Source organism: Marmoricola sp. URHB0036 (assembly GCF_000426045.1).
Classification (GTDB): domain Bacteria; phylum Actinomycetota; class Actinomycetes; order Propionibacteriales; family Nocardioidaceae; genus Marmoricola.
The window spans coordinates 38,219-53,051 of the sequence record NZ_AUEP01000011.1; the positions used below are offsets into that span (position 1 = coordinate 38,219).

Sequence of the window (14,833 nt, forward strand, 5' to 3'; positions counted from 1 at the left end):
TGACTGGTGATACTGGGCGGCACCGACCGGCCCGCCTCGACCCGAGAGGTCCTTCCCCATGCCGCCAGTCCTGACTGCCGACCCACGCTCGTCCAGTGCGGGGGCTATCAGTGGTCGCTCCACCAGCGGCGTGCAGTTCCGTCGGGCCGTCGTACTCATGCTGATGACGCTGGTGCTCCCGGGCTCGGCCCAGCTGGCAGCCGGTCGCAAGCAGGTCGGCCGGATCGCGCTGCGCATCTGGTTCGGGTTGATCACCACCTGCGTGCTGCTGTTCGGGCTCGGGCTGCTGTCCAGCTCGTTCGTGTTCTGGCTGCTGAGCAACACCTTCGTGCTCGGCCTGGTCCGGATCGTGCTGATCGTGATGGCGATCGGGTGGGCCTTCCTGTTCATCGACGCCTGGCGGCTCGGCGATCCGCTGGCGCTGCGCCAGAAGCAGCGCCTCGCGATGGTCGGCATCAACGGGGTGCTGTGCTTCAGCGTCGCCGGCACGCTGCTCTTCGCCTCCCACGTCGTGGGCGTGCAGAAGGACTTCCTCAGCGCGATGTTCACCAACGGCCACGTCAGCAGCGCCGTCGACGGCCGCTACAACGTGCTGCTGCTGGGCGGCGACTCCGGGGCGGACCGCTGGGGCCTGCGCCCCGACAGCCTCTCGGTCGCCAGCATCGACGAGGACACCGGCCAGACGGTGCTCTTCGGCCTGCCCCGCAACATGCTGAACTTCCCGTTCCCCAAGGCCTCGATCATGGCCGAGCAGTTCCCCAACGGCTACGACTGCGGCTCGCAGTGCGAGCTGAACTCGCTGGCGACCTGGGCCGCCGACCACAAGAGCCTGTTCAAGGGCTATGCCAACCCCGGGGTCGAGGCCACCAAGGAGGCCGTCGAGGGGATCACCGGGCTGAAGATCAACTACTACGCGATGGTGAACCTCCAAGGCTTCCAGAAGCTGGTCAACGCCGTCGGCGGTGTCACCCTCAACGTGCGCGACCGGATCCCGATCGGCGGCATCGGCGCCCCGATCTCGGGCTACATCGAGCCCGGCAAGCGCAAGCTCAACGGCTTCGAGACGCTCTGGTTCGCGCGCTCGCGCGTGGCCGCCGACGACTACTCGCGGATGGCGCGCCAGAAGTGCGTGATGAACGCGATGCTCACCCAGCTGAGCCCCACGACCGTCGTGCTGAAGTTCGAGAAGATCGCCAAGGCCAGCGAGGCGCTGATCACCACCGACCTGCCCAAGAGCGAGGTCGACAACTTCATGCAGCTGGCCCTCAAGGCCCGCAGCAAGCCGATCCGCACCGTCTCCTTCGTGCCGCCGATGATCTCCACCGGCCACCCCGACATCGACCTGATCCACAGCTCGGTGCAGAAGGCGATCGACCGCGCCGAGGGCAAGAAGTCGAAGAAGAAGACCTCGACCCCGTCGAGGACCAGCCAGCCCACCGGCACCACCGGCGGCTCGATCGGCAACCTCAAGCAGGGGTACGCCGCCAACCAGTCCTCCGACCTGTCCTCCGTCTGCTGAAAACCAGGTGGTCGAGCAGCCTTGCGTTGAGCAGCGAGCGCCAGCGAGCGGTCAGTCGAAACGGGCGGAGCGAGTGATCGGTCGAGACCACACACCGCAAGCCGCACGCTGACCGGACGTTAGGGTTCCCACGTGCCCGAGACCAGCGAGCGATCGACCCGTGTGGTCGCGGTGGTGGTCACCTGGAACCGGCGTGAGCTGCTCGGCGAGGCATTGACGGCCCTGGGCGTCCAGACACACCCGCTCGAGCAGGTCGTGGTGGTCGACAACGCCTCCGACGACGGCACCGAGGAGCTGCTGTCGAGCCGCGCCGACCTCGACGTCGTACGCCTGGCGACGAACACCGGGGGCGCCGGCGGGTTCGCGGTGGGCATCGCGCGGGCGCTCACCCACGAGCCCGACCTCGTCTGGCTGCTCGACGACGACACCATCCCGACGCCGGACGCGGCGCGGGAGCTGGTCCGCGTCTGGGAGGAGTACGACGACCCGGCGGGCCGGCCGCCCGTCGTACTCGCCAGCAAGGTGGTGTGGACCGACGGTCGCGACCACCCCATGAACACACCGCGCCAGAAGCCCGGAGCCAGCCGCCACGAGATCGACTCGGCCGCCCGGCTGGACGCGATCCCGATCCGGTCGGCCTCGTTCGTCTCGATCATGTGTGACGCCGACGTGGTGCGTGAGCGCGGGCTGCCCATCGCCGACTACTTCCTGTGGAACGACGACTTCGAGTACTCCACCCGGCTGATCCGCGACCGGGTGGGGGTCTACGTCCCCACCAGCGTGGTGCTGCACAAGACCAGGACCTTCGGCTCCACGGACGCCGACCCGGGGGAGCGGTTCTTCTTCGAGGTGCGCAACAAGGTCTGGCTGTTCACCCGCTCGCGCGGGCTCAGGCCGGGGGAGAAGGCGGTCTACGGCGCCTCGACCCTGCGCCGCTGGGCGCGGACCTTCGCACGGTCGAAGGACCGCCGCACGCTGCGCTCGGCGCTGCGCCGCGGGCTCGGCGCCGGGCTGCGCAGCGGACCGAGGCCCAACGAGGTCGTGCTTGCGCCTTCGGTGGTCGACGCTCACCAGCTGCCGCCGGGCCAGCCGTTCGCCCTGCTGATCAGCACCTACGCCCGCGACAGTCCCCAGTTCCTGCGCCAGGCGTTCCACTCGACGGTGCACGACCAGACCCGTCGGCCGGCGCAGGTCGTGCTCGTCCAGGACGGGCCGGTGCCCGACACCCTGGCCGAGGAGATCGCACGGCTGAAGCAGGAGAGCCCCGTCCACGTGGACGTGGTCGAGATGCCGGTCAACCTCGGCCTCGGTCCGGCCCTCGACGCCGGGCTGCGCGCCTCCGAGCACGAGATCGTCGCGCGGATGGACGCCGACGACGTGAGCGTCCCCGAGCGGTTCGAGAAGCAGCTGCCGCTGATCGAGGCCGGGGCGGACATCGTCGGCTCGGGGCTCTGGGAGTTCGGCTCCTCGATCGAGGACGTCGTCGGTCGTCGTACGCCGCCGACGGACCCGGACGAGATCCGCCGCGTCATCCGCTTCCGCGACCCGTTCAACCACCCGACCGTGGTCTACCGGCGCAGCGCCGTCCAGGCCGCCGGGGGGTACGCCGACATGGCCCTGATGGAGGACTACCTGCTGTTCACCCGGATGGTCGCGGGGGGTGCCGTGCCGGCCAACCTGGCCGAGCCGCTCGTCCACTATCGGGTCGGCGATGGTGCCTACGCGCGCCGCGGCGGACGGCAGCTGCTCCGGTCGGAGCTGGCCCTGCAACGCCGCTTCCGCGAGCTCGGCCTGACCACCCGCTCGCAGTACGCCCGCAACGTGGCGGTCCGGGGCGGCTACCGGCTCGTTCCTGAGAGTGTGAGAAAGGTCGCGTACCGCCGCTTGTTGGCGAACCGTTCCGGCGGCACCCACGGCTGAGGCCGTGAACCTCGGACCTTCGCTGGCGTCCGCGGCGCTGCATCCCGCCTGGCTGCGTTGTCGGCGCTCAACGCAGCCCGCTGCGCTTTCACACCTCCGCCTTGCCAGACGTGCGCAGCGCCACGCCCGCCAAACGCGAATCTCCTCGGTTCACGGCCTAGACTGCCTTGGGCCACGAGCGCCGTACGGCCTGCCTGCCTGCGCGACAACTTCCCACCCCGTGGCCCGTAGTGAGGAGAGAGTCAGCCGTTGACTGACGGACACACGCCCGACCTGGTCGTCGTCGGATCAGGGTTCTTCGGACTCACCATCGCCGAACGCTGCGCGAGTGAGCTGGGTCTACGCGTCCTGATCCTCGAGCGGCGCCACCACCTCGGCGGCAACGCCTACAGCGAGCGCGAGCCGGAGACCGGCGTCGAGGTGCACAAGTACGGCGCCCACCTCTTCCACACCTCCAACGAGAAGGTCTGGGAGTACGTCAACCGGTTCACCACCTTCACCGACTACAAGCACCGGGTCTTCGGCAAGTACCAGGGGCAGGTCTACTCGCTGCCGATGAACCTCGGGCTGATCAACCAGTTCTTCGGCAAGAGCCACACCCCGCAGGAGGCCCGCGAGCTGATCGCCAGCCAGGCCAGCGAGATCTCCACAGAGGACGCCACCAACCTCGAGGAGAAGGCGATCAGCCTGATCGGCCGCCCGCTCTACGAGGCCTTCATCAAGGGCTACACCGCCAAGCAGTGGCAGACCGACCCGACGCAGCTCAGCGCCGACATCATCACCCGGCTCCCGGTCCGCTACACCTTCGAGAACGGCTGGTTCAGCGACACCCACGAGGGGCTGCCGACCGACGGGTACACCGCGTGGCTGACGCGGATGGCCGACCACCCCCACATCGAGGTCCGCCTCGAGACGGACTTCTTCGACGTCGTCGACGAGTTCAAGGGCCGGGTGCCGATCGTCTACACCGGCCCGGTCGACGAGTACTTCGGGAACTCCGAGGGTCGGCTGTCCTGGCGCACCGTCGACCTCGAGGCGTCGGTCGAGGACGTCGACGACTTCCAGGGCACCGGGGTCGTCAACTACAACGACCAGGAAGTCCCGTTCACGCGGATCATCGAGTTCAAGCACTTCCACCCCGAGCGCGTGAAGACCTACCTGCCCGGCAAGACCGTGATCGTGCACGAGTACTCCCGCTTCGCCGAAGAGGGCGACGAGCCCTACTACCCGATCAACACCGCCGAGGACCGCGAGAAGCTGCTCAAGTACCGCGAGCTCGCCAAGCAGGAGCCCATGGTGCTCTTCGGCGGGCGCCTCGGCACCTACAAGTACCTCGACATGCACATGGCCATCGGGTCGGCACTGTCGATGTACGAGAACAAGCTCAAGCCGCACTTCTCCGACGGTGCCGAGCTGACGTCCGGAGGAGTGGACGAACAATGACCACAGGTCTTTCCACAGACGCGACAGGTCCCGCCAGCGGCGCCGACACCGTCCGCAAGGTGCTGCAGCGCTTCGTGCTGCCCGCCGACCGTGACCTCGACGTCGTCCCGCTCTACGTCGACACCGAGCCTGCCGTCCTCGATGCCGACAAGGAGTCGATCGGCTCCAGTCGCACCGCCAAGAACCTCAACCGGGCCGCACTGCGCCAGTCGATCTCGACCGGGACGGCGCTGCACCCCGACGCGATCCTCGATCGCCGACGGCTCCGTGTCGACCACAGCGAGCGGATCTCCGCCGGTACCTACTTCAACGGGTTCGCGGCCAGCTACTGGCGACGCTGGACCGTCGTGGAGGAGGTGACGCTCGACATCACCGTCAGCGGTCCGGGCGCCACCGTCACCGTCTACCGCTCCATGGCCAACGGTCGTTCGCAGCGGGTCGACTCGGCGACCACCACCGAGGAGGGCGTCAACCGCTTCGAGTTCGCGCTGTCGCTGACGCCGTTCGTCGACGGCGGCTGGTACTGGTTCGACGTGGTGGCCGGTGACGCCGACGTCGTCGTCGAGGAGGCGAGCTGGGTCGCCGACGTCCCGGCGGACCGGGCGGAGCCCGGCAGCGTCACCGTCGGCATCACCACGATGAACCGGCCCGACTTCTGCGCCAAGCTGGTCGGCCAGATCGGCGGCGACGAGGACGTCAAGGCGTTGCTCGACGAGGTCCTGGTGATGGAGCAGGGCACCCAGAAGGTGGTGGACAGCGAGTTCTTCGCGGCGGCCGAGCAGTCGCTCGAGGGCAAGCTCCGCGTCATCGAGCAGGGCAACATCGGCGGGTCGGGCGGCTTCGCCCGCGCCCAGTTCGAGGCCCTCAGGGCCGACCGGTCGACGTACGTCCTGTTCCTCGACGACGACATCGTCGCCGAGCCCGAGAGCATCCTGCGCGCCGTCACCTTCGGCGACCTCGCGCGGCGGCCCTCGATCGTCGGCGGCCACATGTTCAGCCTGTTCAGCAAGTCCCGCCTGCACAGCTACGGCGAGATCATCAACCGCTACCGGTTCTGGTGGATGTCCCCGCCCACGGTCGAGACCGACTGGGACTTCGGTGCCCGCAACCTGCGCAGCTCGCGCTGGTTGCACCGTCGCGTCGACGTCGACTTCAACCCGTGGTTCATGTGCCTGATCCCGATGCAGGTCGTGCGCGAGATCGGGCTGAGCCTCCCGCTCTTCATCAAGTGGGACGACTCGGAGTACGGCGTCCGCGCCCAGGCAGCCGGCTTCCCGACGGTCACCATGCCCGGTGTCGCGGTGTGGCACGTGCCGTGGACCGACAAGAACGACGCCCTCGACTGGCAGGCCTACTTCCACCAGCGCAACCGCTTCGTGGCCGCGCTGCTGCACTCGCCCTTCCCGCACGGCGGGCGGATGATCCGGGAGAGCTTCAACCACCAGATCAAGCACCTGCTGGCGATGCAGTACTCCACGGTCGAGCTGCGCCACCTCGCCCTCGAAGACGCCCTGGCCGGCCCCGAGCACCTCCATGACGACCTGCCGACCAAGCTCGGCGAGGTCCGCGAGCTCCGCAAGCGGTTCTCCGACGCCCGCCTCGAGCCCGACCCCAACGTGTTCCCGCCCGTACGCCGGGCCAAGCCGCGCCGCAAGGACATGGACTCCGAGATCCCGGGTCGCGCCTCGCAGTACCTCTCCGCCGTGAAGGGCTCGCTGCGCCAGTTCCTCGGCACCCGTCCGTTGTCGCGCGAGTTCCCCGAGTCGGCCGTGCCCGCGATGGATGCCCGATGGTTCCGGCTGGCCACCCTCGACTCGGCGGTGGTGAGCATGCCGGACGGCACGTCGGCCGCGCTCTACCAGCGCGACCCCGAGCTGTTCCGCGACCTGCTCCGCCGCACCATCGAGATCCACGAGCGGCTCTACCGCGAGTGGCCGCGGCTCTCGCAGCTCTACCGCGACCAGCTCGGCGAGGTCACCTCGCCGCAGCGCTGGGAGAAGACCTTCGCAGCCTCGAAGGAGGGCTGATGGCCACCGCAGACAAGAAGGCCGAGTCCCAGGCCGCCATCGACGAGCGGGGCCGGCGCGAGAACGCCGCCCGCCGTGCCCGCCGGATGGCCAAGAACCAGGCCGACGCCATGCCGGTCGTCGAGGCGAGCGGTCCCCGCCAGCAGCGAGTGGTCGAGGCCGAGCTGATCTCGCCGGCACCACGCGGCGGGATCATCGAGACGATCCAGCAGCCCTACCTGCTGCGGCTGATCGTCTCGCGCCAGCTGGCCCAGATGTACGCCGCGTCGCTGCTCGGCCTGGCGTGGTCCTACGTCCAGCCGGCGATGCGCTTCGGCGTCTACTACATCGTGATGGGGTTCATCCTCAAGCTGCACAGGGACATCCCCTACTTCGCGCTGCACCTGTTCACCGGCATCGTGGTGGTGCACTACTTCAGCGAGACCTGGAGCGGGGGAACCCGGTCGATCTGGCAGAACAAGGCGCTCGTGCAGAAGATGCGAATGCCGCGCGAGATCTTCCCGGTCGCAGCGATGCTCGTCGCGGCGTACCACACCATGCCGCAGCTGCTCGTGCTCGTGCTGTGCTGCGTCATCATCGGCTGGCACATCACCTGGTCGGCGGTGGCAGCCGGGTTGCTGGGGTTGGCCATCCTGGTGTGCTTCTCGATGGCGCTCGCGCTGTTCTTCGCGGCCCTGAACGTGTTCTACAAGGACTTCCAGAACATCGTCTCGACCATGCTGCAGTTCATGCACTTCATGGTGCCGATGATGTACCCGTTCACCCGGGTCTACGCGATGCACGGGGACCACCCGATCCTCTACCAGATCTACATGGCCAACCCGGTCACGCAGGCGGTGCTCCTCTTCCAGAAGCTCTTCTGGGCCTCGTTGAGCGACAAGGACCTGTCCGCGGAGTTCCCGCCCGATCTCTGGGTGCGCGGCCTGATCACGCTGGTCGCCTGCGCGGGGCTGCTGTGGCTGGCCCAGAGGTTCTTCGCCCGTGTCGAAGGCAAGTTCCCGGAGCGTATGTGATGAACACCCCAACGAACCACTCGCTGCGCTCGCGCTTCGCCGGGGGCCCCGAATGACGATTTCCATCCAGGTCGAGAACGTGACCAAAGAGTTCACGATGCAGTACCACCGCACCCTCAAGCAGATGGCCGTCGCCTCGCTCAAGCGACTCCCGCTCCAGGAGAAGTTCCTCGCCGTCAACGACGTCTCCTTCAACGTCGAGCAGGGCTCCTCGATCGGCCTGATGGGCCTCAACGGCTCGGGCAAGAGCACCCTGCTCAAGCTGATCAACGGCGTGATGCGTCCCGACACCGGCATCATCCGCACCCGTGGCCGGATCGCCGGACTGATCGCCACCGGCGCCGGCTTCCACCCCCAGCTGACCGGCCGCGAGAACCTGTTCCTCAACGGCGCCATCCTCGGCATGAGCGAGGCCGAGACCAAGCGCAAGTTCGACGAGATCGTGGAGTTCGCCGACATCGGCAAGTTCCTCGACACCCCCGTCTCGCACTACTCCTCGGGGATGTACGCCCGGCTCGGCTTCTCCATCGCGGTCCACGTCGACGCCGACGTCTTCCTCGCCGACGAGGTGCTGGCGGTGGGGGACCGGCCGTTCAAGAAGAAGTGCATGGCCAAGATGCAGGAGATCCGCCAGCAGGGCACCACGATCTTCTACGTCAGCCACGCCACGGCCTCCGTGCGCGCCATGTGCGACCGCGTGCTGGTGCTCGAGTCCGGCCGTCTGAACTTCGACGGCGACGTCGACGAGGGCATCCGCTACCTGCAGTACGACGACGCCGACGACGACGAAGAGAACGAGATGGATTCCGAGCTCGGCGCCGACGTCTGAGCGCTCCCAAACGGCTCTTCGCATTTGATTACACGCCTGTTATTCGCAAAAATACAGGCGTGTAATTCATTAAATACACCTTTGTAATTCGGGCAAATCGCTTGCGGTAAACCCTGTTACGGGTGTGAAACTTGGTACTCGTGTGACACCTTCCCCTCTCACATGGAGTGCATTTAATGCGATTCAGTCGTGCTCGTTACGTCACCTTGTGCCAGCAATCTCTGGTCACGGCTGCCGTCCTCGCCGTCGGTCTCACCGCCGCCGGCGTGAAGACCCTGGACATCGTTCCCCAGCCGGGCGCCACTGCCGGCCCGCAGACGAATGCACCCGCCAACGGCCCCGCTGTCGACTCCGCGGGCCCGAGCCAGGTCCTGGCCGAGGGGGGCAGGCCGGGCAGCACCGAGGTCGACACCGCACCGGTCACTCCCAAGGTCCGAGAGGTCTCGGTGACCACGGCGCAGTCGCACACGGCTGCCCGACAGGGCCAGTCCCAGAAGGTGCAGCCGACACCGAAGCCGACGGCGACCCCGACCACGTCGCCGGACAAGAAGACCGCGACCACACCCACGCCGCGCACCGTCGAGTCGGCCCCGCAGAAGGTGTCGGGGTACGCCACCATCGGCGTGACGTGGGCCCATGGCGTGACCTACGCCGAGGACCAGATCAAGATCCAGGTCCGCACCCTCAAGGACGGCGCCTGGTCGGGCTGGACCAAGGTGCAGTACCACGACGACCACGGCCCGGACGGTGACTCCAGCGAGGAGGAGTCGGCTCGCGAGCGTCCCGGCACCGACGCCCTGGTGATCGGTGACGTCGACCAGGTGCAGATGCGTGCGACGACCGCCGACGGCTCGGTGCCGCCGGACATGAAGCTCGCCCTCATCGACCCGGGCACCGGCAAGATGACCAAGCAGGCTCCCGCGATCGACACCGCGAAGCTGCCCTCGGCCAAGACCGACGACGCCGGGAACGGCACGCCGCAGGCCTCCGGCACGTTGAAGGTCGAGGGCGACGACGGCACCCAGGACACCGTCACGCTGAGCGCGATGGCGCGGGCCCCCAAGCCCTACATCTACTCGCGTGCCCAGTGGGGTGCCAACGAGAAGATGCGCGAGCAGACCGCTCCGGCGTACGGCACCGTGAAGACCGGCTTCGTGCACCACACGGTCAACGCCAACAACTACACCGCGGCCCAGGTGCCGGCGCTGCTGCGCGGCATCTACGCCTACCACACGCAGTCCCGCGGGTGGCGCGACATCGGCTACAACTACCTCGTCGACCGCTTCGGCCGGATCTGGGAAGGCCGCTGGGGCGGCGTGGACCGCGCGGTGGTCGGCGCCCACACGCTCGGGTACAACGAGGTGTCCTTCGCGATGTCGGCGATCGGCAACTTCGACATCGCCCAGCCGCCGCAGGCCGTGCTCGACGCCTACGCCCGTCTGTTCGCCTGGAAGCTGTCGCTGTACAACATCCCGGCCAACCAGACCAACATCCTGGTCAAGGGTCGCCGCCTGAACGCGATCAACGGTCACCGTGACGTCGGGCAGACGGCATGTCCGGGCCGCTACCTGTACGCCAAGATCCCCTGGATCCGCACCAAGGCACGCGCCATCCAGGTCGCAGCCCAGTCCGGTGGTGGCGGTACGACGACGCCGACCCCACCCAAGCCACCGGTGTTCACCTCACCGACCCAGACGGCTCGCGCTGCCGTGGCACAGCCCAGCACCATCAGGTTCCCGCGCAGCCTCAACCTGGCTGGCTCGGCGTACCCGGACATCGCGATGCGCGACTACGCCGGCAACGTCAAGCTGCTCGCCACGGGTGGGCAGGCCGGCTACCGCGGCGGGACCTACTCGCGAGGTCCGTGGCGCTCGATGACCCTGCTGGCCGCAGTCAACGACGTGAGCGGCGACGGGCGGGGCGACGTCATCGGCCGCATCGGCGGCGGCTCGACCATGGTCTACCGCGGGGACGGGGCCGGCCACGTGTCGAGCGTCGGGATCGCGCCGACGACGATCTTCCGCCGGGCCAACCTGGTCGTGGCCGCGGGCGACTTCAACGGTGACCGCCGCAACGACGTACTGATGCGCAGCTGGAAGAACGGCGGCCTGTACCTCGTGCGTGGGCTCGGTGCCGGCAAGTTCGCCGCACCGCGACTGCTCGGCATGGGCTGGGCGAAGTACTCCTCGATCGCCGTGCCCGGCGACGTGACCGGTGACGGACGTCCCGACGTCGTCGGCGTGAAGAGCGGCGTCATGTACGTCTACCCGAACGTCGGCGGCCTCCGGATCGCTCGTGCGACCCAGAAGCAGACCGTGGGCTCGTCGTACACCGCTGTCGCAGGCTCGGGTCGCGACATCAGCGGCGACGGCGTCGGCGACCTGCTCGTCCGTGACCGGGCGAGCGGTGGCCTCGGCATCCGCACCGGTCAGCGGAAGTCGACCTTCGGTGCGACCCTCGGCTGGTTCGGCGGAGCAGCGCGGTTGGCCAAGGTGTCCACCGGACAGATGTCCGGCAGCTCGCAGGCCGACGTGCTCGGTGTCGGGCCGGGGGGCAGCCTCGTGGTGATGGCCCACAACGGGCTGAGCAACGTCGCGGCGGTGCTGTCCACGAACCTGAAGCTCCCGGACGCCTCGATGATCCTCGATGCCGGCGACTGGAACGGCGACGGCAAGGGTGACCTGATCGCCAGGGACACCGGCAAGGACCGGCTCGTCCTCTACCCGGGTCTGGGCAACGCCCGGTACGGCGCCGGTGCGGTGATGAGCACCGGATGGAAGACGTTCGTCAACCTGGCGGCAGTCGGCGACGTCACCGGCGACGGGCGGCCCGACCTGATGGGTCGCGTCGACGGCGGGAAGATGACCATCTTCCCGAGCGCGGGTGGCGCCAAGTTCCAGGCTCCGATCCTCGCCCCGGCGACGATGCGGACGTTCAACCAGATCGGCTCGGGCATGTGGCGCACGACCTCGATGCCGACGACGAGCGTGTTCAACATCGGTGCGTTCTTCGTGCCGACGGTGGACGCACGCGGCAAGATCCCCAGCCCCTACACCCGCGTCGTCGGTCCCGGCGACGTCGACGGTGACGGGCGTGCGGACCTGGTCATGCGAGACAACGCAGGAACGCTCTGGCTGGTCCCGGGCCGGGCCACGGGCTACGGCCCCCGGCGGTACCTCGCCTCGGGCTACAACGGCTTCATGACCTTCGGGTAGGAGGCGGGGAAACTTCACGCCCGAAGCTGTACGTCGGCCCGCTCGTCCTCCAGACGGGCGGGCCACGTCAGTTCCCGGGGATCGCGCAGCAGCACCAGCGAGCCGCCGCTGAGCAGTGGGCCGAGGAACGCCGGCACGCCGTGGTCGGCGGCCGGGTGCACGTCGGTCAGCAGTCGTGCCCCGGGTGCGTAGCCGGCCCCGGTGGCCTCCTCGAGCAGCTCGGCCTGGGTGCGCGCGTCGCCGGCGGCCAGCCAGGCGGGGGTGTCGGGAGTCGGCGGCGTCAGCGGCACGAAGACGTCGCTCTGGCCCGGCCACAGCACGCCGTAGTCCAGCACGCCCTCCGGCAGCGGCTCGGCGAACCGCACCGCGAACGGGAGCAGCGCGCAGGCCACCACAGTGTCGGCGTGCTGGTGCCGCTCGACCGAGTCGGGGCCGCAGACCACGAGGTCGTGCAGGACGTCGGTGTCGGTGGCGACCGAGAGTGCGGAGCTCCAGGCCGCGCCGAGGAAGACCGGCACCAGCCAGTGGGAGGGCAGGTCGAGGAGGACGGTGTCCCCGGCGTCGAGGCCGAGCTCGTCGGTGAGCAGGTTCGCGGTCTTGCTGACCCAGTTGGCGTAGGTCGTGACCGACAGCTCGGTGCGTTCGCCGGTCGTGTCGTCGTACGCCGTGAGGAGTGGCTGTCCCGGGTCGCCCGAGAGTCGTGCGGCGAGCAGCTCGGGGAAGGTGCGCGGCGGGTTCGCGGGAGAGCTCATCGGGGCACGGTAGCGCCGTATGACCAGTCGCCGGGCAGACGGGCGCCGGATGGCAGGATGCGCGCCATGACCTCCTCCGACCTGGACCGACTCTGGGCCGTCGTCCCGGCCGGAGGTGCGGGCACCCGGCTGTGGCCGCTCTCGCGGGCGCGCACCCCGAAGTTCCTCCTCGACCTCACCGGCACCGGGCGGACCTTGATCCAGGGCACGATCGACCGGCTGGCACCGCTGGTGGGGGACCGCGTCGTCGTGGTCACCGGCTCGGCCCACGAGCAAGCCGTTCGCCGCCAACTGCCGAGTGTGGCCCGCGTGCTCGCCGAGCCGTCCCCGCGCGACTCGATGGCCGCCATCGGGCTGGCCGCCGCCGAGCTCGAGCGAGAGGATCCCGACGCGCTGATCGGCTCGTTCGCGGCCGACCACCTGATCACCGACGAGCAGGCGTTCGCCGCCAGTGTCCGCGAGGCCGCCGGGCTCGCGGAGGCGGGCTGGCTGGTCACCATCGGCATCGAGCCCACAGCGCCGGCGACTGGCTTCGGCTACATCCGGGCCGGTGACGCGGTGCCGGGCTTCCCGACCGCGCGGGCCGTCACCGAGTTCGTCGAGAAGCCGGACGTCGAGCGCGCGCGGGCCTACGTCGCGTCGGGGGAGTACCGCTGGAACGCCGGCATGTTCCTGTGCCGCGCGACAGTGCTGCTCGACCTGCTCGCCGAGCACCACCCCGACCTCGCCGCAGGTTTGCGGTCCATCGCCGCGGACCCCTCGACGCTGGAGGCCCGGTGGCCCGGCCTCACCAGGATCGCCATCGACCACGCTGTGGCCGAGCCCGCCGCGGCAGCCGGCCGGGTAGCGGTCGTGCCCGGCCCGTTCGGGTGGGAGGACGTCGGCGACTTCGCCTCGCTGGCCGCGCTCACCTCCCCTGACGAGAACGGCGTGCGGATCCTCGGCGACGAGTCGCTCGTGGTGTCCGCGGACGCCAGTGGGCTCGTGGTCCCGGCCGCGGGGCGGACGGTCGCGATCGTCGGCCTCGACGACGTGGTGGTGGTCGACACCGGCGACGCGCTGCTGGTGACGTCGTACCAGAGGGCGCAGGAGGTCAAGGCCGCCGTGGACGAGCTCCGGCGGCGCGGTCGCACCGACCTCACCTAACGCCGAGCCGGCGTCACCGTGAGCGTGTCGTCGGCGGCGGTGTCGCTCTGCGGGCGCCAGCCGTGGGCATGCGCCACCAGCCGGACGCGTTCGGCGGCCGCCACCTGGTCACGGGCCTCGGCGGGCAGGTGCACGCGCACCGAGATCCCCTCGGCCTCGACATTCAGTCCGCAGGACTGCAGCGCTGCCCGCACCTCCTCGGTCGACGCAGGCGCCCCGAAGCAGTCGGCCTGGTCGCCGCGCACGGCGGCGAGCACTGCCTCGCGGGCGCCGAGGGCGAACATGTCCTGGTCACGCGGCCGCAGCAGTACGACGGCTCCGGGGCCGTCCTCGCCGGGCGGGAGCACCCGCTCCGCGAGCCCGCGCACGACCGAGACCGGCCGACCGCCGAGCTTGCCGGTCACCAGCTCGGCCAGGGAGGCGAGCTCGTCCGCGACCGCCGGAGCGGTGACGGCCAGCTCGTTGCCGTAGGAGTCGGTGCTCCCGTCGAAGTCGTCGAGCGGCTCGAGGCCGGCCACCCCGACGGCGAGATCGGTCTGTCCGGTGCGCCAGGCCCGGCCGGCGGTGTCCGTGACCAGGACGGCGACGTTGCGGCCCGACTCGTCGTACACCCGCTGCCGGATGGTGCGCGCCGAGGCGTCGGGGTCCTCCGGCAGCAGCACCACGTGCCCGGCAGTGACGTTGGAGGCATCGACGCCGGCGGCGGCCATCACCAGCCCGAGGTGGTTCTCCACGATCGAGGTCGGGCCACGACGGGCCACCACCCGTACGGTCTCGTCCCGGATCGCCTGTTCGCGCTCGCCGGCCCGGACGCGTCCCTCCGCCTTGCTGACCACCTTGCTGGTGACGAGCACGATGTCACCGTCTTGGAGGTCGAGGCGCGCGACGACGGCGGCGAGGTCGGTGCCCGCGTCCACCTCGCCGATGCCGTCGACGGGCCAGGCTTCGAGCCGCGTCAACGGACGCTCT

General features: G+C 69.4%; 10 protein-coding genes. 8 read left to right on the plus strand and 2 right to left on the minus strand.

Going from position 1 to position 14,833, the window contains the following annotated elements; translation table 11 throughout:
• The first annotated feature begins 130 nt into the window (after window positions 1–130).
• The 7 genes from H976_RS0113440 to H976_RS28860 all read left to right on the plus strand — a co-directional run bounded on the left by H976_RS0113440 (window position 131) and on the right by H976_RS28860 (window position 11,966).
• The gene (locus H976_RS0113440) at window positions 131–1,519 is read left to right on the plus strand and encodes an LCP family protein (protein ID WP_231388916.1); all 1,389 of its coding nucleotides are present in this window, start codon (window positions 131–133) and stop codon (window positions 1,517–1,519) included.
• 132 nt (window positions 1,520–1,651) lie between these two features.
• Window positions 1,652–3,439, plus strand: a complete 1,788-nt coding sequence (locus H976_RS30690; RefSeq protein WP_027861968.1) for a glycosyltransferase — start codon at window positions 1,652–1,654, stop codon at window positions 3,437–3,439.
• Window positions 3,440–3,688: 249 nt separating this feature from the next.
• Window positions 3,689–4,882, plus strand: a complete 1,194-nt coding sequence (gene glf / locus H976_RS0113450; RefSeq protein WP_027861969.1) for a UDP-galactopyranose mutase — start codon at window positions 3,689–3,691, stop codon at window positions 4,880–4,882.
• Window positions 4,879–6,909, plus strand: coding sequence for a glycosyltransferase (locus H976_RS0113455; protein WP_027861970.1), 2,031 nt, complete (start codon window positions 4,879–4,881; stop codon window positions 6,907–6,909). The genes glf and H976_RS0113455 overlap by 4 nt, the downstream gene beginning before the upstream one ends.
• Window positions 6,909–7,922 carry an ABC transporter permease gene (locus tag H976_RS0113460; RefSeq protein WP_051276798.1) on the plus strand — a complete coding sequence of 338 codons (1,014 nt, stop codon included), beginning with the start codon at window positions 6,909–6,911 and terminating at the stop codon, window positions 7,920–7,922. Before H976_RS0113455 ends, H976_RS0113460 begins: the two co-directional genes overlap by 1 nt.
• 52 nt (window positions 7,923–7,974) lie before the next feature.
• Window positions 7,975–8,751, plus strand: a complete 777-nt coding sequence (locus tag H976_RS0113465; RefSeq protein WP_027861972.1) for an ABC transporter ATP-binding protein — start codon at window positions 7,975–7,977, stop codon at window positions 8,749–8,751.
• A 176-nt stretch (window positions 8,752–8,927) separates the two neighbouring features.
• The gene (locus H976_RS28860) at window positions 8,928–11,966 is read left to right on the plus strand and encodes an FG-GAP-like repeat-containing protein (protein WP_051276799.1); all 3,039 of its coding nucleotides are present in this window, start codon (window positions 8,928–8,930) and stop codon (window positions 11,964–11,966) included.
• Window positions 11,967–11,980: 14 nt separating this feature from the next.
• Here the strand turns inward: H976_RS28860 and H976_RS0113475 are convergent, their stop codons facing one another.
• Window positions 11,981–12,718: a TIGR03089 family protein gene (locus H976_RS0113475; RefSeq protein ID WP_027861973.1), complete on the minus strand. Its 738-nt coding sequence runs from the start codon at window positions 12,716–12,718 to the stop codon at window positions 11,981–11,983.
• Between the two features lie 66 nt (window positions 12,719–12,784).
• On the opposite strand from H976_RS0113475, the gene H976_RS0113480 reads away from it, so the two are divergent.
• Complete coding sequence (locus H976_RS0113480; protein ID WP_027861974.1) at window positions 12,785–13,864, plus strand: mannose-1-phosphate guanylyltransferase; 1,080 nt, start codon at window positions 12,785–12,787, stop codon at window positions 13,862–13,864.
• Here H976_RS0113480 and cofE read toward each other — a convergent pair.
• Window positions 13,861–14,823, minus strand: a complete 963-nt coding sequence (cofE, locus tag H976_RS26235) for a coenzyme F420-0:L-glutamate ligase (protein ID WP_051276800.1) — start codon at window positions 14,821–14,823, stop codon at window positions 13,861–13,863. The two genes, H976_RS0113480 and cofE, sit on opposite strands and share 4 nt — an antisense overlap.
• Between the last annotated feature and the right edge of the window lie 10 nt (window positions 14,824–14,833).